24 protein-coding genes are annotated in these 25,222 nt (G+C 73.0%); 22 read left to right on the top strand and 2 right to left on the bottom strand.

Features of this window, described 5'->3' with window-relative positions:
- Positions 1 to 58 precede the first annotated feature (58 nt).
- The 11 genes from AB0I89_RS29615 to AB0I89_RS29565 all read left to right on the top strand — a co-directional run bounded on the left by AB0I89_RS29615 (position 59) and on the right by AB0I89_RS29565 (position 11,393).
- The gene (locus tag AB0I89_RS29615) at positions 59 to 610 is read left to right on the top strand and encodes an acyltransferase (RefSeq protein ID WP_355053064.1); all 552 of its coding nucleotides are present in this window, start codon (positions 59 to 61) and stop codon (positions 608 to 610) included.
- A complete protein-coding gene (locus AB0I89_RS29610; RefSeq protein WP_357133469.1) occupies positions 603 to 2,201 on the top strand; it encodes a lipopolysaccharide biosynthesis protein in 1,599 nt (532 codons plus the stop codon). Before AB0I89_RS29615 ends, AB0I89_RS29610 begins: the two co-directional genes overlap by 8 nt.
- 120 nt (positions 2,202 to 2,321) lie before the next feature.
- The gene (locus AB0I89_RS29605; RefSeq protein WP_357133525.1) at positions 2,322 to 3,566 is read left to right on the top strand and encodes an O-antigen ligase family protein; all 1,245 of its coding nucleotides are present in this window, start codon (positions 2,322 to 2,324) and stop codon (positions 3,564 to 3,566) included.
- Positions 3,563 to 5,170: a lipopolysaccharide biosynthesis protein gene (locus tag AB0I89_RS29600; RefSeq protein WP_357133467.1), complete on the top strand. Its 1,608-nt coding sequence runs from the start codon at positions 3,563 to 3,565 to the stop codon at positions 5,168 to 5,170. The genes AB0I89_RS29605 and AB0I89_RS29600 overlap by 4 nt, the downstream gene beginning before the upstream one ends.
- An 8-nt stretch (positions 5,171 to 5,178) precedes the next feature.
- On the top strand, positions 5,179 to 6,081 hold the full coding sequence (locus tag AB0I89_RS29595) for a sulfotransferase domain-containing protein (protein ID WP_357133523.1): 903 nt from the start codon (positions 5,179 to 5,181) through the stop codon (positions 6,079 to 6,081).
- Positions 6,078 to 7,340 carry a hypothetical protein gene (locus AB0I89_RS29590; protein ID WP_357133465.1) on the top strand — a complete coding sequence of 421 codons (1,263 nt, stop codon included), beginning with the start codon at positions 6,078 to 6,080 and terminating at the stop codon, positions 7,338 to 7,340. Before AB0I89_RS29595 ends, AB0I89_RS29590 begins: the two co-directional genes overlap by 4 nt.
- Positions 7,341 to 7,555: 215 nt before the next feature.
- Positions 7,556 to 8,032: a UDP-N-acetylglucosamine--LPS N-acetylglucosamine transferase gene (locus tag AB0I89_RS29585; RefSeq protein ID WP_357133463.1), complete on the top strand. Its 477-nt coding sequence runs from the start codon at positions 7,556 to 7,558 to the stop codon at positions 8,030 to 8,032.
- 92 nt (positions 8,033 to 8,124) lie between these two features.
- Positions 8,125 to 8,691: a glycosyltransferase gene (locus tag AB0I89_RS29580; RefSeq protein ID WP_357133521.1), complete on the top strand. Its 567-nt coding sequence runs from the start codon at positions 8,125 to 8,127 to the stop codon at positions 8,689 to 8,691.
- The gene (locus AB0I89_RS29575) at positions 8,688 to 9,608 is read left to right on the top strand and encodes a glycosyltransferase family 2 protein (RefSeq protein WP_357133460.1); all 921 of its coding nucleotides are present in this window, start codon (positions 8,688 to 8,690) and stop codon (positions 9,606 to 9,608) included. Before AB0I89_RS29580 ends, AB0I89_RS29575 begins: the two co-directional genes overlap by 4 nt.
- Positions 9,609 to 9,711: 103 nt before the next feature.
- Positions 9,712 to 10,890, top strand: a complete 1,179-nt coding sequence (gene aroC / locus AB0I89_RS29570; RefSeq protein WP_357133458.1) for a chorismate synthase — start codon at positions 9,712 to 9,714, stop codon at positions 10,888 to 10,890.
- Complete coding sequence (locus tag AB0I89_RS29565) at positions 10,890 to 11,393, top strand: shikimate kinase (RefSeq protein ID WP_357133456.1); 504 nt, start codon at positions 10,890 to 10,892, stop codon at positions 11,391 to 11,393. The genes aroC and AB0I89_RS29565 overlap by 1 nt, the downstream gene beginning before the upstream one ends.
- A 128-nt stretch (positions 11,394 to 11,521) precedes the next feature.
- On the opposite strand, the gene AB0I89_RS29560 is transcribed toward AB0I89_RS29565, so the two are convergent.
- Positions 11,522 to 12,250, bottom strand: a complete 729-nt coding sequence (locus tag AB0I89_RS29560) for an alpha/beta hydrolase (RefSeq protein WP_357133454.1) — start codon at positions 12,248 to 12,250, stop codon at positions 11,522 to 11,524.
- Between the two features lie 79 nt (positions 12,251 to 12,329).
- Between AB0I89_RS29560 and AB0I89_RS29555 the strand changes: the two genes are divergently transcribed.
- From AB0I89_RS29555 to nusB, 5 genes are all read left to right on the top strand, one after another.
- A complete protein-coding gene (locus tag AB0I89_RS29555; RefSeq protein WP_357133452.1) occupies positions 12,330 to 13,328 on the top strand; it encodes a YafY family protein in 999 nt (332 codons plus the stop codon).
- 10 nt (positions 13,329 to 13,338) lie between these two features.
- The gene (gene aroB / locus AB0I89_RS29550) at positions 13,339 to 14,418 is read left to right on the top strand and encodes a 3-dehydroquinate synthase (RefSeq protein WP_357133450.1); all 1,080 of its coding nucleotides are present in this window, start codon (positions 13,339 to 13,341) and stop codon (positions 14,416 to 14,418) included.
- Between the two features lie 58 nt (positions 14,419 to 14,476).
- Complete coding sequence (gene aroQ / locus AB0I89_RS29545; RefSeq protein ID WP_357133448.1) at positions 14,477 to 14,902, top strand: type II 3-dehydroquinate dehydratase; 426 nt, start codon at positions 14,477 to 14,479, stop codon at positions 14,900 to 14,902.
- A gap of 86 nt (positions 14,903 to 14,988) precedes the next feature.
- Positions 14,989 to 15,546, top strand: coding sequence for an elongation factor P (gene efp / locus AB0I89_RS29540; protein ID WP_355053076.1), 558 nt, complete (start codon positions 14,989 to 14,991; stop codon positions 15,544 to 15,546).
- 23 nt (positions 15,547 to 15,569) lie between these two features.
- A complete protein-coding gene (gene nusB / locus AB0I89_RS29535) occupies positions 15,570 to 15,980 on the top strand; it encodes a transcription antitermination factor NusB (protein WP_355243328.1) in 411 nt (136 codons plus the stop codon).
- An 86-nt stretch (positions 15,981 to 16,066) separates the two neighbouring features.
- On the opposite strand, the gene AB0I89_RS29530 is transcribed toward nusB, so the two are convergent.
- A complete protein-coding gene (locus tag AB0I89_RS29530) occupies positions 16,067 to 16,555 on the bottom strand; it encodes a transcriptional regulator (protein ID WP_007458348.1) in 489 nt (162 codons plus the stop codon).
- 289 nt (positions 16,556 to 16,844) lie between these two features.
- On the opposite strand from AB0I89_RS29530, the gene pyrR reads away from it, so the two are divergent.
- The 6 genes from pyrR to AB0I89_RS29500 are packed head-to-tail and all read left to right on the top strand — an operon-like array spanning position 16,845 to position 25,157.
- A complete protein-coding gene (gene pyrR, locus AB0I89_RS29525) occupies positions 16,845 to 17,429 on the top strand; it encodes a bifunctional pyr operon transcriptional regulator/uracil phosphoribosyltransferase PyrR (protein ID WP_357133446.1) in 585 nt (194 codons plus the stop codon).
- Positions 17,426 to 18,352 (top strand): aspartate carbamoyltransferase catalytic subunit, encoded by a 927-nt coding sequence (locus AB0I89_RS29520; protein ID WP_357133444.1) that lies wholly within the window; start codon positions 17,426 to 17,428, stop codon positions 18,350 to 18,352. The genes pyrR and AB0I89_RS29520 overlap by 4 nt, the downstream gene beginning before the upstream one ends.
- A complete protein-coding gene (locus tag AB0I89_RS29515; RefSeq protein ID WP_357133442.1) occupies positions 18,349 to 19,626 on the top strand; it encodes a dihydroorotase in 1,278 nt (425 codons plus the stop codon). Before AB0I89_RS29520 ends, AB0I89_RS29515 begins: the two co-directional genes overlap by 4 nt.
- Positions 19,623 to 20,774, top strand: a complete 1,152-nt coding sequence (gene carA, locus AB0I89_RS29510) for a glutamine-hydrolyzing carbamoyl-phosphate synthase small subunit (RefSeq protein WP_357133440.1) — start codon at positions 19,623 to 19,625, stop codon at positions 20,772 to 20,774. Before AB0I89_RS29515 ends, carA begins: the two co-directional genes overlap by 4 nt.
- A complete protein-coding gene (gene carB / locus AB0I89_RS29505) occupies positions 20,767 to 24,114 on the top strand; it encodes a carbamoyl-phosphate synthase large subunit (RefSeq protein WP_357133438.1) in 3,348 nt (1,115 codons plus the stop codon). Before carA ends, carB begins: the two co-directional genes overlap by 8 nt.
- Positions 24,111 to 25,157, top strand: a complete 1,047-nt coding sequence (locus AB0I89_RS29500) for a quinone-dependent dihydroorotate dehydrogenase (protein WP_357133436.1) — start codon at positions 24,111 to 24,113, stop codon at positions 25,155 to 25,157. Before carB ends, AB0I89_RS29500 begins: the two co-directional genes overlap by 4 nt.
- Positions 25,158 to 25,222 lie beyond the last annotated feature (65 nt).

The following is a 25,222-nucleotide window of genomic DNA, read 5'->3' as shown; positions in this document are numbered from 1 at the left end:
CACGTCGGGTCGGCGGCGGTACCACCGCCGCCGGCCCCGCGATGTGGGGGAGGGGTCGTTGGTCGGCGGCGCTGGATTCCGCGCGAAACGCGCGGTCCACCTGGTCTTCGCGCTCAAACGTGCCTGGTACGGGTTGCGCTATCGGCGGCTGACCCTCGGCCGGGACGTGCAGATCCGCGGCCGGATCCGGCTGCGTCGGGGCGTACGGGTCACCATCGGCGACCGCACCCGCATCAACAAGCTGGTCCGCTTCGCCGGCCCCGGCGAGGTACGGGTGGGCGCCGACTGTCTGCTCAACGCCACCTGGATCGGCACCTGGACGTCGGTGACGGTCGGCGACAGGTGCCTGTTGTCCGACTGCGAGCTGCTCGACAACGACTTCCACAACCTGCCGCCCGACCAACGGCACGCGCCGCCCGGCCCGGCCACCCGCGCGCCGATCGTGCTGGAGGACAACGTCTGGGTCGGCGCGCACGCCCTGGTGCTCAAGGGGGTCCGGGTCGGCCGGGACAGCGTCGTGGGCGCGGCCTCGGTGGTGCGCACCGACGTGCCACCGGGCGTCGTCGTCGTGGGCAATCCTCAACAGACGGTGAAGAAGTTCCATGACTGATGCCACGCCCGCCCCCTGGCCACCCGACTCGTCGAGCTCCGGCGGCGCCCGCGTGGTGACGCTCTCCGACCTGGTGCGGGTGCCGATGCACCGGCTGCGGCTGGTGGTCGCGGTCGCCCTGGTCGGCCTGCTCGCCGCCCTCGGCTACGTGCTGCTGGTCCCGGCGGCGGTGACCGCCCGGGCGGTCGTGGCGGTCCGACCGGTGGTCACCGACGCCTTCACGCCCAGCGGCGCGGGCGCCGACCGCGCCGTCAACATGAATGTGGAGAGTGGCCTCGCCACCGGCACCGAGGTGGTTCAGCGGCTCGCCGACGCCGTCGGTGGCGAGCCGCGCGACGTCCGCAACGCCCTGGAGGTCGAGGTGCCGACCGGCGGGCAGATCCTGCGCTTCACCTACCAGACGCACGACGCGCAGCGGGCCGTGCAGGGCGCCAACCTCGCCGCGCGGTCCTACCTCGACGTGCGGCGGGCCATGTACGAGCAGCAGCGCGCCGAGATGCTGCGCTCCTACGACGCGAGCATCGCCAAGGTCGTCGCGCAGCAGACGGCGGTGCAGAAGCGCGCGAGCAGCGCCAAAGGCACCGCCGCCGGTGACGCGGCGCTGGCCGAGCTGTCCGGCCTCAACAACCAGCTCACCCAGCTCAACACGGCCCGCACCGAGATCGCCGCGGTCGACGTCAACCCCGGCTGGGTCACCCAGACCGCCGAGCGGGCGCTGGTGACCTCCGCCGGGCACCGGCCGCTCTACCTGGTCGCCGGCCTGCTCGGCGGCGCGCTGATCGGCGTCGTGCTGGCGTACGCGTGGGAGTCGGCGGACCGGCGGGTCCGCTCGGTCACCGACGGCCGGGACGCCACCGGCCTGCCGCTGCTCGGCACGGTACGTCGGCCGCCGTTTCGGGGTAGTCCCCGGGCGGTCGACGCGGACATCCGCTACGTGGCGATGGCGGTCGCCGAGCGGGTACGCCAGCCGGCCCGGGTCGCGCTGGTCACCTCCCGCGAGGACGTCACGGCGCTCACCGCCGGGCTGGCCGTGGCGCTTGCCGCCGACGGTCGGGAGGTCTTCGTCGCCGACGACAGCGGCCGCGTCGAGCGCCTGCGTGCCGCCGTCCTCGCCGACCGGGGGCGGCTGCCCCTCGACCCGTCCCGCCCGCTGGTGCCCAAGCCGCGTCCGGCCGGCACGCCGACGGCCAGCGGTGCTCCCGCCGATACGCCGGCGACTCGGCGGCCCTCCCCGCACCCGCCCGGCAGCCGCCCGTCCACCGACCCGGACGCGACGCTCACCCTGCCCCGGGTGGCGTCCGCCCGGACCGACAACGGCCGTCCGGCGTCGGCGGACGAGGTGACCGTGGGGGTGGGCAGCGTCCGCTTCGGCACCTGGCGGCAGGGCGCCGACCACGGGCTGGTGCTGTTCAACGCGCCACCGGCCGAGTCCGACGAGCGCGGCGTCGCGGTCGCCCGACAGGGCAGCGCGGTGGTGGTCATCGAGCGGGACCGTAGCCGCCAGAGCGACCTGCGGCGGCTCGTGGAGCGGCTGCGCGCCGCCGGGGTCACCCCGCTGGGCTTCGTCCTCACCCGCAACGGCCGGGCCTGATCGGTGTCGGTCACCCGCGCCCCGGCGACCGAGCCGCCACCCGGTGACACGCCGGCCGCCGCCGCAGTGACGCCGCCGACACCGCCACCCGCGCGGCTGCCGCTCTGGCCCCTGGCGTCGATGTTCGGCCTCGTGCCGCTCTGGTGGGCGCTCGGCGCGTTCTACCTGGGCTGGTCGCTGCTGGGCGGGCTGCTGCTGGCGGTGCTGCTCACCCGGGGCCGGGTGCCGCTGCCCCCGGTGGCCGGCATCTGGCTGTTGTTCCTGGCGATCGTGGTCGTCAGCGCCACCCAACTGTCCTCACCGGCGTCGCTGCTGACGTTCGCCCTGCGCCTCGCCTTCTACCTGACCGCGCTGGTGGTCGGCGTCTACGTCTACGCCGCCGCCCGGGAACGTGCCGACCTGGTGGCGGTGCTCACCCCGCTCTGCGCGTTCTGGTTCGCGCTGGTGGTGCTGGGCTGGCTCGGGGTGCTCGTGCCCCGGTTCGCGCTGGCCACCCCGATGGAGGTGCTGCTGCCCGCCGGCGTCGCCCGCACGCCGTTCATCCAGGACATGGTGCACCTGACCACCGCCGAATACAGCCCCCGCTCGCTCAACCCGATCTACCGGCCCGCCGCGCCGTTCGCGTACACCAACAACTACGGCAGCGCGTACGCGATGACGTTGCCCTGCGTGGTGGCGTACACCATGTTGCGCCGTCGCGGGCTGCTGCGGTGGGCGCTGCTGGCGTCGTTGCCGCTGTCGCTGGCCCCGGCGTTCCTCACCCTGAACCGGGCGATGTTCCTGAGCCTCGGCGCGGGGCTCGCCGTGCTCGGAGTGCGGGCCAGCCTGCGGGGCAACATCCGCGTCGCCGCGTCCATCGTCGGCGTGGTCGTGACCGGAGCTGTGGCCACGCTCTTCATCCCCATCACCGAGTTGATCAATAACCGGGTCGACTCCAGCGACACCAACACCGACCGGTTGTCGCTCTACACGGAGGTGATCCGCCGCGTGCAGGACTCGCCGTGGCTGGGCTACGGCGCTCCGGTGAACGTGGACACCGTCTCCGCCGACGCGCCGATCGGCACGCAGGGGCAACTGTGGATGGTGCTGTTCAGTCACGGCGTACCGGCGCTGCTCTGTTTCCTGGGCTGGTTCGTGGCCGCCGCGGTGGTCTGCGCGCGGGCGACGTCGGCGGCCGGTCAGTGGTTGGCCGTCGTGCCGGTGGTCTGCCTCGTGCAGATCCCGTTCTACGGCATGGCCAACCAGAACCTGACTGTCGCGTTCTTCGCGGTCGGCTTCGCCATGGCGCTCACCGAACGCGAACGCGCGCCCCGCCCGCACCGATGGCATCCGCCGCTCGTCTCCACCACGGCGGTGCCGGCATGACCGCCGCCACCCGACCGCCGGCCGACGCCGGCCGGGACGGCCCGCAGCGCGCCGCCGCGGACACCGGCGCGGTCGAGACGCGCCGCAGCGCCCGCAGCGGGGTGGCCGGGTTGCTCGGCGCGGCCGTGAGCGGCCTGTTCGGGTTCGTGCTGGCCGTGGTGATCACCCGGGGGTACGGAACAGCCGGCGCGGGTGCGTTCTTCGCCGCGATCGGCGTGGTCACCGTGGCCACCGCGGTCTGCACGCTCGGCGCGGAGACCGGCCTCATGTGGGCGGTGCCCCGGCGGCGGCTCGGCGTCCGGGGTGACGCGGCCCGGGTGCTGCCGGTGGCGCTGATCCCACCGCTGCTGGCCGGGTTGGTCGTCGCCGTCGCGGGAGCGCTGAGCGCCGACGCGCTCGCCCCCCGCCTGCTGCGCGGCTCGGGCGACGCGGCGCACGGGTTGCTGACGCTGACCTTCGCCGCCGTGCCGGTGGTGGTGGCGATGACCCTGCTGCTGGCCGCGTTGCGCTGCGTCCGGCCCATCCGCGCGTACGTCGGCGTCCAGTTCCTCCTGCTGCCGGTGGCCCGCCCCGCGCTGGTCGGCGCCGCCGCGCTGGCGAGCGGCGGGCTGCTCGCCGGCATGACCGGCTGGCTGGTGCCGGCGGCGCTGGCGTTGCTGGCCTGCCTGGTGCTGGTGGCCGGGCCGCTCGGGTTGGGACGGGGCGCGGCGCTACGGCCGACCAGGTCCGACTGGTCGACGTTCTGGCGCTTCGCCCTGCCCCGGGCCGCCTCGGCGGCCATCGACGCGGGCAGCATGTGGGTGGGGGTGCTGCTGACGTCGGTGCTGGCCGGACCGGCCGACGCGGGCGTGTTCGGCGCGGTGGGCCGCTACGTGCTGGCCGGTCAGCTCGCCATGCAGGGACTGCGGGTCGCGGTGTCGCCGCAGCTGTCCCGGCTGCTCGGGCGCGGCGAGCGGGCCGCCGCGGCGGCCGTGCACCGGCAGTTGACCATCTGGGGGCTGGTGCTGTCCTGGCCGGTGTACCTGCTGCTGGCGGTGTTCGCGCTCGCGTTCCTGCAGTTGTTCGGCCGGGAGTTCACCGCCGGCGTGCCGGCGATGACGGTGTTGGCGCTGGCGATGTTGGTGAACACCGGCGTCGGCAACGTGCAGAGCCTGCTGCTGATGGGCGGACGCAGCGGCCTGCACCTGGTCTCCACGCTGGCCGGGCTCACCGTGACCGTCTCGCTCGGACTCTGGCTGATCCCCGGTCACGGCGCGACGGGCGCGGCGCTGGCGTGGGCCGCCGGCATCGCCACCGAGAACCTCACCGCGGCCGGCTTCGCCCGGTCGGTGGTCGGCGAACCGCTTGTCAGCAGGGCGACGCTGTACGCCGCGGCGGCCACCGTCGGTGGGGTGGGCGTCGCGGCGGCGGTCGGCGTGCTCGCCGCGGGGCGTGGCCTGCCCGGCCTGGCGGTGGCGCTCGCCGTGCTGGTGGCCGGCTGCGTCGGCTTGTTGACGTTGCCCCGGGTGCGCGCCGGCATCCGGGTGACCATGAGGCAGATCCGTGGGTCCGACGAGGCGGCCACGGCCGCCGGGCCGGCCCCGGCATCGACGAGAGGTAGGTGAGGGCCGTCGTGGCGTCCATCCGTGACCGGGTCAAGCAGTTGGTGCCGACCCAGGTGACCACCCGGGTGAAGGATTCCCTGGTCGACTACGGGGTGCGCACCAGTGACCGGCGACCCCTGCCGGACTTCTTGATCATCGGCACCAAACGGGGTGGCACCACCTCGCTGTGGAACTACCTCATCCAGCATCCGCTGGTGCCCCGGCTCTTCCCCGCGTGGAACACCAAGTCGGCGCACTACTTCGAGGAGCACTGGGGTCGCGGCGAGGCGTGGTACCGCTCGCACTTTCCGACCGAACGGCATCGCGAGGCCCTCGCGAAGCGGCACGGCGGGCCGGTCCGCGTCGGCGAGGCCGCGCCGCTGTACATGTTCCACCCGCTCGCCGCGCAGCGGGTCGCCGCGCTCATGCCGACCGTGAAGCTGATCGTGCTGCTGCGTGATCCGGTCGAGCGGGCGTACTCGCACTGGAAGGAGCGTCGTACGCACGGCATCGAGCCGCTGGACTTCGCGGAGGCGCTGGCTGCCGAGCCGGAGCGTACGGCGGGGGAGCGGGAGCGGCTCATCGCCGAGCCGGAGGCGTTCAGCGAGGCGTACGACTGGTACACGTACCGGGCGCGCGGGCGTTACCTGGAGCACCTGGAGCCGTGGCTGGACCGCTTCGACCCGGCCCAGATCCTCTTCCTGCCCAGCGAGGACCTGTACCGCGACTCCCGGGCCACCTACCGACGCACCCTCGACTTCCTCGGGCTGCCCGCGTACGACCTGCCGAACTTCAAGGTCTACAACGACCGGCGCTCGGCCCCGCTGGAGCCGGCGGTCCGCGCCGAGCTGACCGACTACTACCGCCCGTACAACGACGCGCTGCGCGAGCGGCTCGGGTTGGACCTCGACTGGGCGGACCGGGCGGCGTGACGACCGGGGTCACCCCGGCCACGGACCCCCGTTCGCGGACGGACGGGCTGGGCTGGGTGAGCCGTGCGGTGTTCCCGGACGACCGGGTCCACCTGACGGTGGGCGGCGCGGTGCCGGCCGGGCAGCGGGCGGTCGCCCGGTACGCCGTGGTGCCGTCGGTGGCGCGGGCGCGGTTCTTGGTGCCGCTGGGCGCGCCCCGGGCCGGCGCGGCGTCGCTGCTGGCGTACAACGCCTTGCGGCCGCCGAAGGTGCGCGCGTTCCGGGCGGCGCTCGGTGGGCTGGCCCGACTGGGCGGGGCGGGCCTGGCGCTGTTTCCGACGCTGACCGTGTCGGTGCCGGTGGGGGCGCCCGTGGCCGACCTGGTGCTGAGCGAGCGGCTCGCGGCCGCGTTGGGCGGTGCGCCCCTGCTGGCCGCGTGCGGCGTTCGTCCGCCGGACCCGAACGCGAAGCCCACGCTGCAACTGTTCACCGTCGACGGTCGTCCCCGCGGCTACGCGAAGATCGGCTGGAACGACGCCACCCGTGCCCTGGTCACCGCCGAGGCCGCCGCGCTGCGGGCGCTGAGCGGCGTGGCCGGTGTGCCCGACCATCCGGCGCCGCCCGGGCTGCTCGCCGAGACGGCGTGGGCCGGTCAGGCCGTCGCGGTGATCGAGCCGCTGCCGCCGGACGTACGTGGAGTGCCGGCCGACGACCCGCCGCGGATCGCGGCGTTGCTCGCGGTCGCCCGGCGGGGCGGCGAGCCCGGTGTGCCGCGCCCGTTGGTCTCGTCGACGTTCCAGGCTCGACTGGCCGCCCAGGCGGAGCGGGCCGCCGGGGCCGGGTCCGCCGGGGCGCGGGCGGTGGCGGCGGTCGCCGCGCTGACCCGCCGGCACGGCGACACGACCGTCGAATTCGGTCACTGGCACGGCGACTGGGTGCCGTGGAACCTGGGCACGCACGACGGCCGCCTGGTCGCCTGGGACTGGGAGCACAGTGGTCCGGACGTGCCGGTCGGCTTCGACCTGGCGCACGACGCGTTCCAGCGGTCGCTGGTGCTGCGCGGCGAGCCGGCCCAGGTGGCCGCCGCGGCCGTGGACGCGTACCTGGGGCGACACGGCGGGCGGCTCGGCCTCGACGCGGCGCGGTGCGCTCTGGTGGCCGACGCGTACCTGCTGGAGATGTGGCTGCGTACGTGGCGACTCGCCGACGCCGGCGCCGGGTGGAACCCGGCGCTGCATCCCGCACTGTTGGACGTCATTGAGAAACGACATAGCGAGTGAACAGGAGAATTCCCGACGCCGGGGACGCGTCAGAGAGTGACCGCATAACGGCAGGTCGTGACGGTGGTCGATGGGGTGTGAGGTCGACAGTGGGCCTGAGCACGCCGAAGGGAGATCGTCGCCTCGTCCGGTCGCGCTATTCAACGACCAGAAAACCTGTGATCTGCTTCTGCCTTGCGTGAATCGGAATTCCAAGCGAACTTGTGGGGAGTCGCGTGGACACGAACATCGACGACGAGTCGCCGGTGCTGCTGCTGGTCGGATCCAGCGGCGGTCACCTGGCCCAACTTCTCGCTCTGCGGCCCTGGTACGAACGGTGGCGGCGCTGCTGGGTCACCTTCGACACCCCGGAGGCGGTGTCGCTGCTGACCGGTGAGGACCTGGTGCCCGCGTACCACCCGACCACCCGCAACGTACCCAACCTGCTGCGCAACGCGCGGCTGGCCTGGCGGGTGCTGCGGCGTCGGCGGGTCGCCGCGGTGGTCACCACCGGCGCGGGGGTGGCCGTGCCGTTCGTGGTGCTGGCCCGCCTGCGTCGCATCCCGACCGTCTACATCGAGGTGTACGACCGGATCGACACCCCGACGCTGACCGCTCGGCTCTGCCGCCCGTTCCTGTCCGCGATGCTCGTGCAGTGGGACGAGCAGCGGCGGCAGTACCCGGAGGCAACCGTCGTGGGGACGCTGCTGTGAGCGGGGAGGCGGACACCGCGCGCCGCGACGCCGTCACCGAGCCGTCCCGGCTGCCGCGTCAGCGCGACACCACACCCGTCGAGCAGCCCCGGCTGCTCGTCGCGGTCGGCACCGACAAGCACCCCTTCGACCGGCTCGTCGACTGGCTGGCGCAGTGGCACGCGCAGGCCGGTCCGGTCGGGCTGACCGTGCAGCACGGGCACACGGCCGCGCCGACCCTCCCCGGCGCGGTGCCGTTCCTCGGCCACGACGCTCTGCAACAGGCGATGGCCGACGCCGACCTGGTGGTGTGTCACGGCGGCCCGGCGACGATCCTGGAGGCTCGCCGGCACGGTCACCTGCCCATCGTGGTGCCCCGGGACCCGTCGCGCGGCGAGCACGTCGACGACCACCAGCAGCTCTTCGCGCGCCGCCTCGGCGCAGCGGGGCTGGTGGCGCTCTGCGAGACCCGCGAGGAGCTGCACGACGCGCTCACCGCCGGCCAGGCCGACCCGTCCCGGTACGCGGTGCAGGCCGACCCGGCCGCGCACGAGGCCCGTCTCGCGGCGGTGGCACGGGTCGGGCAGATCGTGGACGACCTGGTGGCCCGGTCGAGCCGGCGCCGACCCCGCTGGCGGACCTGGCCGCGCACCGGCCAGCCGACGAAGGAGACCCGATGACCGACCAGCCGAGCGTCAGCGTCGTGGTACCCACCCGGGACCGCCCCGAACTGCTGCGCGCCGCCCTGGCCGCGATCATCGCCCAGGAATATCCGGGCACGATCGAGGCCGTGGTCGTGTTCGACCAGTCCACCCCGGACGAGTCGCTGACCGGCCTGGCCGGTCCGGGCCGGACGGTCCGGGTGATCGCGAACGGGCGCGCGCCCGGACTGGCCGGCGCGCGCAACAGCGGCACCCTCGCCGCCGAGGGCGAGCTGGTCGCGTTCTGCGACGACGACGACGAGTGGCTGCCCGGCAAACTGGCCGCCCAGGTGCAGGCGTTGACCGCCGACCCGAGCGCCGAGTTCGTCTGCTGTGGCATCCGGGTCAGCTACGACGGGCACACCGTCGACCGGGTGCTCGACAAGGACCGGATCACCCTGGACGACCTCCTGCGGGACCGGCTGACGGAGCTGCACCCGTCCACCTTCCTGATCCGGGCGACGGCGCTGCGCGACGGCTTCGGTCTGGTCGACGAGGAGATCCCGGGCAGCTACGCGGAGGATTACGAGTTCCTGCTGCGCGCCGCCCGCAGCGCTCCACTGATCAACCTGCGGACGCCGTCGGTGCTGGTGCGGTGGCACAAGCGGTCGTACTTCGCGCAGCGCTGGGACACCATCTCCGAGGCGTTGCAGTGGCTGCTGCGGCGTTACCCGGAGTTCGCCGGGCAACCGGCCGGCGAGGCCCGGGTCACCGGGCAGATCGCCTTCGCACGGGCCGCCTCCGGCGACCGGCGCGGGGCCCTGCGCTGGGCCCGGCACACGCTGCGCCGCAATCCTCGCGAGCCCCGCGCCTACCTGGCGCTGGCGGTCGCCGGCCGGATGGTCCGGGCCGACTCGGTGCTGCGCACGCTGCACAAGCGCGGTCGGGGCATCTGATCCGTCGTGCGAAGCCGCCCTGCGGACGGTCCCGGCCGTCCGCAGGGCGGGACGCGACGGGCAGCGCGACGTCCCCGTCGCGCGTCGTGACAGACTGACCGCTGTGTTGCGCTGGTTGACTGCAGGTGAATCGCACGGCCCCGCCCTCGTCGCGCTGCTGGAGGGGGTGCCGGCCGGCATCGAGGTGAGCACCGCCGAGATCGCGGGCGAGCTGGCCCGCCGCCGGCTGGGCTATGGCCGTGGCGCCCGGATGTCGTTCGAGCAGGACGAGGTCGAGGTGATCGGCGGACTGCGGCACGGCCTCACGCTGGGCAGCCCGGTGGCGATCCGGGTCGGCAACTCCGAGTGGCCCAAGTGGCAGACGGTGATGGCCGCCGATCCCGTCGATCCCGACGAGCTGGCCCGGCAGGCCCGCAACGCGCCACTGACCCGCCCCCGGCCCGGCCACGCCGACCTGGCCGGCATGCAGAAGTACGGCCACACCGACGCGCGGCCGATCCTGGAGCGCGCCAGCGCCCGGGAGACCGCCGCCCGGGTGGCCGTCGGCACGGTCGCCAAGGCGTTGATCCGGCAGGCGCTCGGCATCGAGATCGTCTCGCACGTGGTCGAGTTGGGTCCGGTGGCCGCGAAGCCCGGGCTGCGTCCGACCCCGCAGGACGCCGACCGCATCGACGCCGACCCGCTGCGCTGCCTCGACCCGGACGCTAGCGCCCTGATGGTCGCCGAGGTCGACGCCGCGAAGAAGGCCGCCGACACGCTCGGCGGCGTGGTGGAGGTGCTGGCGTACGGGGTGCCGCCGGGCCTGGGCAGTCACGTGCAGTGGGACCGCAAGCTCGACGCCCGACTGGCCACCGCGCTGATGTCCATCCAGGCGATCAAGGGCGTCGAGATCGGCGACGGGTGGCAGCAGGCACGCTCCCGTGGCTCCGAGGCGCACGACGAGATCATTCCGTCGGCCACCGGCGTCCGCCGCGTCACCGACCGGGCCGGCGGGCTGGAGGGTGGCATCACCACCGGCGAGCCGCTGCGGGTGCGCGCCGCCATGAAGCCGATCTCGTCGCTCAACCGGGCGCTGGCCACCGTGGATGTCGTCACCGGCGAGCCGGCGACCGCCATCAACCAGCGCTCCGACGTCTGCGCCGTGCCCGCCGCCGCGGTCGTCGCCGAGGCGATGGTGGCCCTGGTGCTGGCCGAGGCGGCCACCGAGAAGTTCGGTGGCGACTCGGTCGCCGAGATCCGCCGCAACGTGACCGGCTACCTCGACGCGCTGGTCATCCGCTGATGGCGCCGGTCGTCGTCCTGGTCGGGGTGCCCGGCTGCGGCAAGACCACCGTCGGGCAGGCGCTCGCCGCCTCCCTCGGCGTGGAGTTCCGGGACACCGACGCCGACATCGAACAGATGGCCGGCAAGAACATCCCGGAGATCTTCATCGACGAGGGCGAGGAGCACTTCCGGGCCCTGGAAAGGGCGGCCGTGGCGGCGGCGCTCGCGTCCGGCACGGGTGTGCTCGCCCTGGGTGGCGGCGCCGTCCTGGCCGAGGAGACCCGGGCCGCCCTGGTGGGGCATCGGGTCGTCCACCTGTCGGTGGAGCTGCCCGACGCGGTGAAGCGGGTGGGGCTCGGCGCGGGCCGGCCGCTGCTGGCGATCAACCCGCGAGCCACCCTCAAGCACCTCATGGACCAGCGCAAGCCGCTCTACGCCGAGGTGGCGACCGACACGGTGGTCACCGACGGCCGTACCCCGGCGGCCGTCGTCGCCGAGGTCGCCGCCCTGCTGCCACGCTGACCCCGCCCCGCCCCGCCCCGCCCCGCCCCGCCCCGCCCCGCCCCGCCGCGCGATCTTGCAGTTGCTGCGCCGACGTACCGGGGCATTTCCGGTATCTCGACAACCGCAACCGCAAGATCGGCGCGTGGTCAGGCTCGGGCGACCAGGTCGAGCACGTCGGCCAGCGCCTTCGGCTCGCTGAGCATCGGCCAGTGCCCGGTGGGCAGCTCGTGCAGCTGGCCGTCGGCCAGACCGGTGAAGAACGGGTGCTCCTCGTCGATCATCTGGCGTACCACGGCCAGCGGGAAGGTGCTCGCGACCAGCGCGGTCGGCACCGGGCGGCCACCCGTGCGGCGTACCGGATCGGTGGCCGTCCGCAGGGGCTGTGCGGTGGCGCGCTCACGCAGGAGGGACAGCATCGACTCGTCCAGGCCGGCCAGGTTTGTCGGGTCTGCCGCCGGGTCCCAGGCCGGCGGTGGCAGCAGGTGGCCGTCGCCGATCGCCGCGCGCAGCCGCTGCTGTTCCTGCGGCGGCACGGTGTCGAACTGTGCGGTGCCGCCCGGCAGCGGTCCACTCTCCACGTAGACCACCCGGGCGATCCGGTCCGGGATCCGGTCCGCCGCCTGGGCGACCGGCATGCCGCCGCCCGAGTGCCCGACCAGCAGCACGTCGTGCAGATCCTCGACCTCGATCAACCGGACGATGTCGGTGGTGTGCGTCTCCAGGCTCACCTGCGGCCCGGCGAGGTGGTGGCGCTCGGCCACCCCGGTCAACGTCATCGGGTGCACGTCGTGCCCCCGCGCACGCAGCAGGCCGGTCACCTCGCGCCACGCCCAGGCACCCAACCAGAACCCCGGCACCAGTACGAACGTCGCCATCCGTCACTCCTTCTCTCGGCTACCGACCGACCGTACGATTGAATTCGGACAGGATCCGCCCGGTTTGGAGGAGTGGCCCGTGTCTCATCCCGCCGGCCGGGTGCTGGCCCTGCTCGAGCTGCTCCAGGCCCGGCACCGGGCGACGGCCGGCGACCTCGCGAGCCGGCTCGGTGTGGACGAACGGACCGTGCGCCGCTATGCGGCCACCCTGGTCGAGCTGGGCATCCCGGTGCTCGCCGACCGGGGCCGCCACGGCGGCTACCGGCTGCATCCCGGGTACAAGCTGCCGCCGCTGATGCTCACCGACGACGAGGCGGTGGCCGTGCTGCTCGGCCTGGTCGTCGCCGAGCGGGTCGGGCTGGCCACCGAACTGCCGGCCACGGCGACCGCGGCGGCGAAGATCGGCCGGGTGCTGCCGGCGGCGCTCGCCGACCGGCTGACCGCACTGCGGGAGCACCTCGGCTTCACACTGCGGCGGCCCGAGCCCCAGGCGCGACCGGCGTCGGGCACCCTGCTGGCGCTGGCCACGGCCGCCCGGCGGCGGCAGCGGGTGAGCCTGGACTACCGCTCGTGGCGCGGTGAGCGGTCGCATCGTGACCTCGACCCGTACGGGCTGGTCTTCCACGCCGGCCGCTGGTACGTCACCGGTCACGACCACCGGCGCGGGGAGGTGCGCACGTTTCGACTGGACCGGATCGGCGCCGTCACGCCCGGCGCGGAGACGTTCACGGTGCCGGACGGCTTCGACGCGGTGGCGTGGCTGACCCGGTCGCTGGCCGGTGTGCCCTATCGGCACGAGGTCGAGGTGCTGCTGGAGACCGATCTGGTCGCCGCCCGGCGGCGGATACCGGGCAGTGTGGCCGAGCTGACCGCCAGCGGCGACGGTGTGCTGCTGCGGGCCCGTGCGGAGAGCCTGCCCGGCATGGCCGCGCTGCTCGCCGGCCTGGGCTGCCCGTTCACCGTGCGCCACCCGGACGCGTTGCGCGCCGCCGTGGCCGAGCACGCCCGTCTGCTGGCCGACTGGGCCGCCCGGCCAGCAGGTGGACAGACGCCCTCGCCACGCCGTCCGCTGGACTAGGCTGCCGGCGATGGACGAGGTGACCCGGATTCCGGTCGGCGGCGAACGACCGTACGACGTGCTGGTCGGACGCGACCTGCTGGGCGCGCTGCCGGGGCTGCTGCCCGGCGCGACCCGGGCGGCGGTGCTGCACACGCCCCCACTCAAGGCCCTGGCCGACGCGCTCGGCGAACGGCTGCGCGCGGCGGGCGTCGACCCGCTGCCGATCGAGGTGCCCGACGCCGAGTCGGGCAAGCAGATCGACGTGGCGGCCGCCTGCTGGGACCGGCTCGGCGCGGCCGGTTTCACCCGTACCGACGCGGTGGTCGGGGTTGGCGGCGGCGCGGTGACCGACCTGGCCGGCTTCGTCGCGGCCTGCTGGCTGCGCGGGGTGCGCTGGGTGCCGGTCGCGACCTCCCTGCTGGGCATGGTGGACGCGGCCGTGGGCGGCAAGACGGGGATCAACACCGCCGCCGGCAAGAACCTGGTGGGCGCGTTCCACCCGCCGGTCGGTGTGCTCGCCGACCTGGCCACCCTCGACAGCCTGCCCGCCGTCGACCTCGCGGCCGGGTTGGCCGAGGTGGTCAAGTGCGGGTTCATCGCCGACCCGGTGATCCTGGATCTCGTCGAGCGTGACCCCGCGGTGGCCACCGATCCGCGCGGGCCGGTCAACCGGGAGCTGATCGAGCGGGCCATCCGGGTCAAGGCCGACGTCGTCGCCGGCGACCTGCGTGAGTCGGGTCTGCGGGAGGTGCTCAACTACGGCCACACCCTGGCGCACGCGATCGAGCAGAACGAGGGCTACCGCTGGCGGCACGGTCACGCGGTCGCGGTCGGCCTGGTCTACGCGGCCACGCTGGCCCGGCTCGCCGGCCGACTGGACGCCCCGACCGCCGACCGGCACCGGAGCAGCCTGACGGCGCTCGGCCTGCCGGTGAGCTATCCGGCCGAGGCCTGGCCGCGGCTGCTGGCCACGATGCGGGTGGACAAGAAGGCCCGGGGCGCCCGGCTGCGGTTCGTGGTGCTGGACGGGCTGGCCCGCCCGGCGATGCTGGAGGGCCCGGACGACGCCCTGCTCGAAGCCGCCTACCGCGAGCTGGCCACCCCGTGAGCGTGCGGAGTGAGCCGGTTTTGCGAGCCCCGCAGTCGCGAACGGAAGAAAGCGCCGCATGAGGGTGTACGTGCTGAACGGGCCGAACCTGGGTCGGCTGGGCACCCGGGAGCCCGCCGTGTACGGCTCGACCAGCTACGCCGACCTGGTGGCGCTCTGCGAGGCCACCGGTCGGGAGCTGGGACTCGACGTCACGGTCCGGCAGACCGACGCGGAGCACGAGCTGCTCGGCTGGCTGCACGACGCCGCCGACCAGGGCGCCGCCGTGGTGCTCAACCCGGCCGCCTGGTCGCACTACTCGTACGCGGTGCGCGACGCCTGCGCCACGCTGCGCGGGCCGCTGGTGGAGGTGCACATCTCGAACATCCACACCCGCGAGGAGTTCCGGCACCATTCGGTGATCTCCGCGGTGGCGACCGGGGTGATCTGCGGTCTCGGCATTGACGGTTATCGTCTCGCGCTGCACCATCTGGCCACCCGCTGAACGGTCGCCCCGAGCGGGGGCGGCCCGATTCGACGCAGCTAGTAGACTTCTGGGGTCTGTCCGCCAATTGATGATCAAGGCAGGAAATGGCCTCCACCAACGACCTCAAAAACGGCCTGGTACTCAACCTCGACGGCGAGCTCTGGTCCGTCGTCGAGTTCCAGCACGTCAAGCCCGGTAAGGGTGGTGCGTTCGTGCGCACCACGCTGAAGAACGTGCTGTCCGGGAAGGTGGTCGACAAGACCTTCAACGCGGGCACCAAGGTCGAGACCGCGACCGTGGACAAGCGCACGATGCAGTACCTGTACGCCGACGGCGAGGACTTCGTCTTCATGGATCTGGAGACCTTCGACCAGATCACCGTGCCCGGCGGCACCGTCGGGGAGGCAGCCAACTACCTGCTGCCCGAGGCGGAGGCGACCGTCGCCACCCACGAGGATGTGCCGCTCTACATCGAGCTGCCGACCAGCGTCGTGCTCGAGGTCACCTACACCGAGCCGGGTCTGCAGGGGGACCGCTCGACCGGTGGCACCAAGCCGGCGACCGTCGAGACCGGCGCCACCGTGCCGGTTCCGCTGTTCATCACCACCGGTGAGAAGATCAAGGTCGACACCCGCGACGGCCGTTACCTCGGCCGCGCCTGATGGCTGAGGGTCCCAAGCAGCAGATGCCGGCGCGCCGCAAGGCGCGCAAGCGGGCGCTGGACGTCCTGTACGAGGCCGATCTGCGGGATCGTCCGCCCGTTGAGGTCCTGGCCGGTTACCTTCAGCGCATCGAACAGCCCCGGCCGGAGCACCTTGGCTACGCCGTGGGGTTGGTCGAGGGGGTCGCCGAGCACCTCGACCGGATCGACGAGCTGATCGCCAGCTACGCCGAGGGCTGGACCCTCGACCGGATGCCGGTGGTCGACCGCAACCTGGCCCGGATCGCCGTCTACGAGCTGCTCTACGTCGACGAGATCGACGACGCGGTGGCGATCAGCGAGGCGGTCGAGCTGGCCCGGCAGATGTCGACCGATGATTCGCCGCGCTTCCTCAACGGTGTGCTCGGCCGCATCGCCGAGTACGCCACCCGCTGAGCCGACGCGAGCACCGCGAACGAGAAGGGCCCGTGCCACCGGCACGGGCCCTTCTCGTCGAACGGCAGATCAGGTGAAGCGACAGCTCAGGAGGCGAAGAACGCCCGGGGGTCGGCCACCAGCACGCCGTGCTCGGTGAGCCGCTCGATCAGACCCGACGGTGAGGCGTCGTAGACGATGGCGAGCGCCCGGAGGTCGTCGGCGCGGATGGAGAGCACCCGGCCGTTGTAGTCACCGCGCTGCTGCTGGATCGCGCGGGCGTAGCGGGCGACGTAGGCCAGGTCCTCGGAGGCCTCGTCGTAGAGCCGCTCCAGGTCCAGGACGATCTTGCTGGTGGGCTCGTGCCGGACACCGCTGCCGTCGGGCAGCAGCTCCGAAACGGGGACCCGGTAGAACTCGGCCAGCTCGGCCAGACGGGACACCGTCACGGCCCGGTCGCCACGCTCGTACGAGCCGACCACCACGGCCTTCCACCGCCCGTTCGACTTCTCCTCCACACCCTGCAGGGAGAGGCCCTGCTGCTGGCGGATGGAGCGCAGGCGGGCGCCCAGAGATTTGGCGTATTCAGAGGGCATTCGGACACTCCCAGTGCTGCTCGGGGTTCTCCCGTCGATCGCTACGGAGCGTGACGGTACGGGGAATGGGACACCTGGTCAAGTGGTCGTGACCTTACCGTTGGGGAGTGCCGAGGGGGTCATCGGTGTTTCATGGATCTGATCCGGTGGTCAGCGGCCGCTGTCGGTCGGCGCGGTGACCACTGGTAACGTGGCGTGAAGCCCCGGCCAGGGCGGCTCGCGCTTCCCGGTCGGAGGTGCCCGACATCCTTTAACGACCCGTCCCGTGAGGCGGGGAAGGAGGTCCGCCGTGGCGTCCCCACCGGCTGCCCGCCCGTCACCACCGCGACAACCCTCGGTGAAGGTGATCCTCGCCAGCGCCGACGTGCAGCGGGTGGTCGACCGCATCGCCCACCAGATCCTCGAGAAGACCCAGGGCGCGGCCGACACCGTGCTGCTCGGGATTCCCACCCGCGGCGTCCCCCTCGCGCGGCGGCTCGCCGCCCGGATCAGCACCTTCGAGGACGTCGTCGTCCCGGTCGGTGTGCTCGACATCACGCTCTACCGCGACGACCTGCGCCGGCACGCCACCCGCGCGATCGGCCCGACCCAGGTGCCCAGCGGCGGCATCGACGGTAAGCGGGTGATCCTCGTCGACGACGTGCTCTTCTCCGGCCGCACCGTGCGGGCCGCGCTCGACGCGCTCAACGACGTCGGTCGCCCGGCGTCCGTGCAACTGGCCGTGCTTGTCGACCGCGGCCACCGCGAGCTGCCGATCCGGGCCGACTACGTCGGCAAGAACATCCCCACCGCGCTCGCCGAGAGCGTCAAGGTGACGCTGGCCGAGACCGACGGAACGGACGAGGTCAAGCTCTACGGGGGAGCCCACTCATGATCAAGCACCTGCTCTCCGGCGCGGACCTGGACGCCGCCACCGCCACCGAGATCCTGGACACCGCCGCCGAGATGGCCACCGTCGCCGGCCGGGAGATCAAGAAGCTGCCCGCGCTGCGCGGCCGGACGGTGGTGAACCTTTTCTACGAGGACTCCACCCGGACCCGGATCTCGTTCGAGGCGGCGGCGAAGCGACTGAGCGCCGATGTGATCAACTTTTCCGCCAAGGGGTCCAGCGTCGCCAAGGGCGAGAGCCTGAAGGACACGGCGCTGACCCTGCAGGCGATGGGCGCGGACGCGGTCGTCGTACGACACCCCGCCTCGGGCGCCCCGCACCGGCTGGCCAACTGGGTGGACGGGTCGGTCGTGAACGCCGGCGACGGCACCCACGAGCACCCGACCCAGGCGCTGCTCGACGCGTACACGATGCGGGCCCGGCTGGGCCGGCTCGCCGGCCTGTCGGTCGCGGTGGTCGGGGACGTGCTGCACTCCCGGGTGGCCCGCTCCAACGTGCTGCTTTTGTCGACCCTCGGCGCGAAGGTCACCCTGGTCGGCCCGCCCACCCTCATCCCCGTCGACATCGCCGGAGCGCTCGCCCCGGGCATCGACGTGTCGTACGACCTCGACGCGGTGCTGCCGAACGTGGACGCGGTGATGATGCTGCGGGTGCAGCGGGAGCGGATGCGGGACTCCTACTTCCCCTCCGCCCGCGAGTACGCCCGCCGCTACGGGCTGGACGGTCCCCGGATGCGTCGCCTGCCCGAGCACGCGATCGTCATGCACCCCGGTCCGATGAACCGCGGGATGGAGATCACCCCCGAGGTCGCCGACTCACCCCGCTCCACCATCGTCGAACAGGTCACCAACGGGGTCTCCGTCCGGATGGCTGTTCTGTACCTGCTGCTCGGAGGGAACAACCGGTGACCGCGTACCTCATCACCAGCGTGAGCATCGTCGGCGCCGCGCCGACCGACCTGCTGATCTGCGACGGCGTCGTCGCCGAGGTCGGTCCGGGGCTGTCCGCGCCGGACGCCACCGTCATCGACGGAACCGGCCTGGTGGCCCTGCCCGGCCTGGTCGACCTGCACACCCACCTGCGCGAGCCCGGCCGGGAGGACGCCGAGACCGTCGAGTCCGGGTCCCGCGCGGCGGCGCTGGGCGGTTACACGGCGGTCTGCGCGATGGCCAACACGTCGCCGGTCGCGGACACCGCCGGCGTGGTCGAGCAGGTCTGGCGGCTCGGCCGGGAGGCCGGGATGGTCGACGTGCAGCCGATCGGGGCGGTCACCGTCGGGTTGGCCGGCGAGCGCCTCGCCGAGTTGGGGGCGATGGCCGACTCCGCCGCCCGGGTACGGATCTTCTCCGACGACGGGCACTGCGTCGCCGATCCGTTGCTGATGCGCCGGGCCCTGGAGTACGTCAAGGCGTTCGACGGGATCATCGCCCAGCACGCCGAGGAGCCCCGCCTCACCGAGGGCGCCCAGATGCACGAGGGTGAGGTCTCCACCCGGCTCGGGCTGATCGGCTGGCCGGCGGTCGCCGAGGAGGCGATCATCGCCCGGGACGTGCTGCTCGCCGAGCACGTGGGCAGCCGACTGCACGTCTGCCACGTCTCCACCGCCGGCAGCGTCGAGGTGCTGCGCCAGGCCAAGGCCCGCGGGGTGCGCGTCACCGCCGAGGTCACCCCGCACCACCTGCTGCTCACCGACGAGCGTGCGGAGAGCTACGACCCGGTCTTCAAGGTCAACCCGCCGTTGCGTACGGCCGCCGACGTCGCCGCGCTGCGCGCCGCGCTCGCTGACGGCGTGATCGACATCATCGCCACCGACCACGCCCCGCACGCCGTGGAGGACAAGGAGTGCGAGTGGGCGTACGCCCGGCCGGGGATGCTCGGCCTGGAGACGGCGCTGTCCATCGCGCTGGACGTGCTCGGTCCCGAGTGGGACCTGATCGCCGAGCGGATGTCCCGCGTTCCCGCCCGGATCGCGGGACTGACCGGGCACGGCGTCGACCCGGCGCCCGGCGCCCCGGCCACCCTGACCCTGGTCGACCCGGCCGCCCGCCGCACCATCGAGCCGGCGGAGCTGGCCAGCCGCAGTCGCAACACCCCGTACGCCCGCATGACGCTGCCGGGTCGCATCGTGGCGACCTTCCTGCGCGGCGAGCCGACGGTCCTGGACGGAAAGGCAATCAAGTGACGCGTAGACGTTCCGCGATTCTCGTGCTCGAGGACGGGCGCACGTTCCCCGGTGAGGCGTACGGCAGTGTCGGGGAGACCTTCGGCGAGGCGGTCTTCACCACCGGCATGACCGGCTACCAGGAGACGCTGACCGACCCGTCCTACCACCGTCAGGTGGTCGTGCAGACCGCCCCGCACATCGGCAACACCGGCGTCAACGGCGAGGACGACGAGTCCGGCCGGATCTGGGTGGCCGGGTACGTGGTCCGCGACCCGGCCCGGATCGGCTCGAACTGGCGGGCCACCGGCGGTCTCGAGGACCGCCTCGCCACCGAGGGCGTGGTGGGCATCAGCGGGGTGGACACCCGGGCGCTGACCCGGCACCTGCGCGATCGGGGCGCCATGCGGGTGGGCATCTCCAGCGTCGAGAAGGACCCGCAGAGCCTGCTGGCCCGGGTCCGGCAGTCACCGCAGATGGTCGGCGCGGACCTGTCCACCGAGGTGACCACTCCCGAGCCGTACGTCGTCGACGCGATCGGCGAGCACCGGTTCACGGTGGCCGCGCTCGACCTGGGCATCAAGCGCAACGTGCCGCGCCGGCTCGCCGCGCGCGGGGTGAGGACCCACGTGCTGCCGGCCTCGTCGAGCATCGAGGACCTGCTCGCCACCGGCGCCGACGCGATCTTCCTGTCGCCCGGACCCGGTGACCCGGCCACGGCCTACGGTCCGGTGGCGGTGGCCCGGGAGGCGCTGCGGCGGCAGGTGCCACTGTTCGGCATCTGCTTCGGCAGCCAGATCCTCGGTCGGGCGCTCGGTTTCGGCACCTACAAGCTGGGCTACGGCCACCGGGGAATCAACCAGCCGGTGCTCGACCGGGCCACCGGCAAGGTCGAGGTGACCAGCCACAACCACGGCTTCGCGGTCGAGGTGCCGGGCGCGGGGGTGGGTGCCGGCGCGGTCGTCCCCGACCAGGTGATCGACACCGACTTCGGTGGCGTGCGGGTGTCGCACGTCTGCCTCAACGACAACGTGGTCGAAGGGCTGCGGGCCGTGGACGTGCCCGCCTTCACCGTCCAGTACCACCCGGAGGCGGCGGCTGGTCCACACGACGCGGACTACCTCTTCGACCGTTTCGCCGAGCTGATCGAAGGCGGGAAGAATGCCTAAGCGGACCGACCTCAAGCACATCCTCGTCATCGGCTCCGGGCCGATCGTCATCGGGCAGGCCTGCGAGTTCGACTACTCCGGAACCCAGGCGTGCCGGGTGCTGCGCAGCGAGGGGATCCGGGTCAGCCTGGTCAACTCCAACCCGGCCACGATCATGACCGACCCGGAGTTCGCCGACGCGACCTACGTCGAGCCGATCACCCCGGAGTTCGTCGAGCTGGTCATCGCCAAGGAGCGCCCGGACGCGATCCTGGCGACCCTCGGCGGGCAGACCGCGCTGAACACGGCAGTCGCCCTGCACGAGGCCGGCATCCTGGAGAAGTACGGCGTCGAGTTGATCGGCGCGAACATCGACGCCATCAACCGGGGTGAGGACCGCCAGCTCTTCAAGGAGATCGTCGCGAAGGCCGGCGTACGCCTCGGCGTCGAGGACCCGGCCGCGCTGGTGCCGCGCTCGCGGGTGTGCCACTCGATGGACGAGGTCGAGGCGACCGTCGCCGAGCTGGGCCTGCCGGTGGTGATCCGGCCGTCGTTCACCATGGGCGGCCTGGGCTCCGGCATGGCGCACACCCCCCAGGACCTGGCCCGCATCGCCGGCGACGGCCTGGCGGCCAGCCCGGTGCACGAGGTCCTGATCGAGGAGAGCGTGCTCGGCTGGAAGGAGTACGAGCTTGAGCTGATGCGCGACCGGCACGACAACGTGGTGGTGGTCTGCTCCATCGAGAACATCGACCCGATGGGCGTGCACACCGGCGACAGCGTGACCGTGGCCCCGGCCATGACGCTCACCGACCGGGAGTACCAGCACCTTCGTGACCTGGGCATCGCCGTGCTGCGCGAGGTCGGGGTGGACACCGGCGGCTGCAACATCCAGTTCGCGGTCAACCCGGTCGACGGCCGGATCGTCGTGATCGAGATGAACCCCCGGGTGTCGCGCTCCTCGGCGCTGGCCTCCAAGGCGACCGGCTTCCCGATCGCGAAGATCGCCGCGAAGCTGGCCATCGGCTACACGCTCGACGAGATCCCCAACGACATCACGTTGAAGACCCCGGCGGCGTTCGAGCCGACCCTGGACTACGTGGTGGTGAAGATCCCCCGCTTCGCGTTCGAGAAGTTCCCCGGCGCGGACCCGGAGCTGACCACCACCATGAAGTCGGTGGGCGAGGCCATGAGTCTCGGGCGCAACTTCAGCGAGGCGCTGAACAAGGCCATGCGGTCGATGGAAACCAAGGCGGTCGGCTTCTGGACCACTCCGGACCCGGCGGGCGTCACCCTGGCGGACACCCTCGCCGCGCTGCGCGTGCCGCACGACGGCCGGCTCTACACCGTCGAGCGGGCGCTGCGTCTCGGCGCGTCGATCAGCGAGGTGAGCGAGGCGTCCGGCGGGATCGACCCCTGGTTCCTGGACCAGATCGCGGCGCTGATCGAGCTGCGGACCGAGATCGTCGACGCGCCGGTGCTCGACGCCGAGCTGCTGCGCCGTGCCAAGCGGGCCGGGCTCTCCGACCGGCAGCTCGCCGCGCTGCGTCCGGAGCTGGCGGCCGAGGACGGCGTACGCGCCCTGCGGCACCGCCTCGACGTCCGCCCGGTCTACAAGACCGTCGACACCTGCGCGGCCGAGTTCGAGGCCAGCACGCCCTACCACTACTCGTCGTACGACTCCGAGACCGAGGTCGTGCCGTCGGACCGGCCGAAGGTGCTGATCCTGGGCTCCGGCCCGAACCGGATCGGGCAGGGCATCGAGTTCGACTACTCGTGCGTGCACGCCGTGCAGGCGCTGCGGGCGGCCGGCTACGAGACCGTGATGGTCAACTGCAACCCGGAGACGGTGTCGACCGACTACGACACCGCCGACCGGCTCTACTTCGAGCCGCTGACCTTCGAGGACGTCCTGGAGGCCTGGCACGCGGAGGACTCCTCCGGCCGCGCGGCCGGCGGCCCGGGCGTGGTCGGTGTGGTCGTGCAGCTCGGCGGGCAGACCCCGCTGGGGTTGGCGCAGCGGCTCAAGGACGCGGGCGTGCCGGTGGTCGGCACCTCGCCGGAGTCGATCCACCTGGCCGAGGAGCGGGGCGCGTTCGGCGCCGTCCTGGCCCGCGCCGGGCTGCGCGCGCCGGCACACGGCATGGCCACCTCGTACGACGAGGCCAAGACGATCGCCGACGAGATCGGCTACCCGGTGCTGGTCCGTCCGTCCTACGTGCTCGGTGGGCGTGGCATGGAGATCGTGTACGACGACCCGACGCTGCGTGACTACATCGGCCGGGCCACCGACATCTCCGGCGACCACCCGGTGCTGGTGGACCGGTTCCTCGACGACGCCATCGAGATCGACGTGGACGCCCTGTGCGACGCCGACGGCGAGGTCTACGTCGGCGGCGTGATGGAGCACATCGAAGAGGCCGGGATCCACTCCGGAGACTCGTCCTGCGCGTTGCCGCCGATCACCCTGGCGGGCTCGCACCTGGCCGAGGTCCGCCGGTACACCGAGGCCATCGCCCGGGGTGTCGGCGTGCGTGGTCTGCTCAACGTGCAGTACGCGCTCAAGGACGACGTGCTCTACGTGCTGGAGGCGAACCCGCGCGCGTCGCGGACGGTTCCGTTCGTCTCGAAGGCGACGGCGGTGCCGCTGGCCAAGGCGGCGGCCCGGATCGCGCTGGGCGCGACCATCGCCGAGCTGCGTGCCGAGGGTCTGCTCCCGGCGACGGGGGATGGTGGGACGATGCCCGCCGACGCGCCGATCGCGGTCAAGGAGGCGGTCCTGCCGTTCAAGCGCTTCCGTACCCGCGCCGGCAAGGGGATCGACTCGCTGCTCGGCCCGGAGATGAAGTCGACGGGTGAGGTGATGGGCATCGACACCAACTTCGGGCACGCCTTCGCCAAGAGCCAGTCGGCTGCGTACGGGTCGTTGCCGACCGCCGGGAAGATCTTCGTGTCGGTGGCCAACCGGGACAAGCGCGGCATGATCTTCCCGATCAAGCGGTTGGCCGACCTGGGCTTCGAGATCGTGGCGACGGCCGGTACCGCCGAGGTGCTGCGCCGGCACGGCATCGCCTGCGAGCAGATCCGCAAGCACTACCAGGCCGGCGAGGGCGACGACGCCGTGTCGCTGATCCTGGGCGGCCACGTGGCGCTGGTGATCAACACGCCGCAGGGCTCGGGCGCGAGTGCCCGCTCCGACGGTTACGAGATCCGCAGCGCCGCCGTCACCACCGACATCCCCTGCATCACCACGGTCCCCGGCGCCGCCGCGGCGGTGATGGGGATCGAGGCACGTATCCGGGGCGACATGCGGGTGCGACCGTTGCAGGATCTGCACGCCACCCTGCGGGCGGCGCAGTGACGCTGTTCGAGCGGGTCGTCCGGCCCGGGTTGTTCCGGCTCGGCGGCGGGGACGCCGAGACGGCGCACGAGTGGACGCTGCGGCGGTTGGCCGCACTGTCGCGGCGTCCCGCCGTCCTGGCCGCGCTGCGGGCCCGGTACGCCGTCGAGGCGCCGCGCACGGTCTTCGGCGTGCGGTTCCCCAACCCGGTCGGGCTGGCTGCCGGCATGGACAAGGACGGCGTCGCGCTGCCGGCCTGGCCGGCGCTGGGGTTCGGCTTCGTGGAGGTCGGCACGGTCACCGCGCACGCCCAGCCGGGCAATCCGCGGCCCCGGCTGTTCCGGCTGCCGGCCAGCGAGGCGGTGGTCAACCGGATGGGCTTCAACAACGCCGGCGCCGCGGCGTTGGCCGCCCGGCTGGCGGCGTTGCCCCGTCCACTCGGGGTGCCGTTGGGCATCTCGTTGGGCAAGTCCAAGGTGACTCCGCTCGACGAGGCGGTCGAGGACTACCTCGCCTCGTACCGGGCGCTGCGTGGGCACGGCGACTACTTCGCGGTGAACGTGTCGTCGCCGAACACGCCGGGTCTGCGGTCGTTGCAGGACCGTGCCCACCTGGACGCGCTGCTCGGCGCGCTGGTGGGGGAGAAGCCGGTGCTGGTGAAGATCGCGCCGGACCTGACCGAGGCGGCGATCGCCGAGTTGTTGGAGGTCTGCCTGGCCCGGGGCGCCGCCGGGGTGATCGCCACGAACACCACCCTGGCCCGCGACGGGCTCGCCGCCGTGGACACCGACCGTGGCGCACAGGCCGGCGGCCTGTCCGGTCGGCCGCTGACCGGCCGTGCCCGGGACGTGGTGGCCTTCGTGCACCGCGAGACCGGCGGCCGGCTGCCCATCGTCGGGGTCGGCGGCGTGCTCGACCCGGACGACGCCACCCGGATGTTCGATGCCGGCGCCGCCCTGGTGCAGCTCTACACGGGCTTCATCTACCGGGGCCCGGCCCTGGTCCGGGCGGCGGCCCGCGCGAGCGCCACGGCGGCGACGCCGGATCCGGTCGCCGGCCGGTGAGTGTCCCCGGCCCGGTGCCCGCCCTGCGGTACGGGGACGGGGCGGGGCCGGCGCAGCGGTTCCAC

It is taken from the genome of Micromonospora sp. NPDC049801 (assembly GCF_040656575.1).
In the GTDB taxonomy this organism is placed as follows: domain Bacteria; phylum Actinomycetota; class Actinomycetes; order Mycobacteriales; family Micromonosporaceae; genus Micromonospora.
This window is presented reverse-complemented; position numbering and strand designations above follow the sequence as displayed.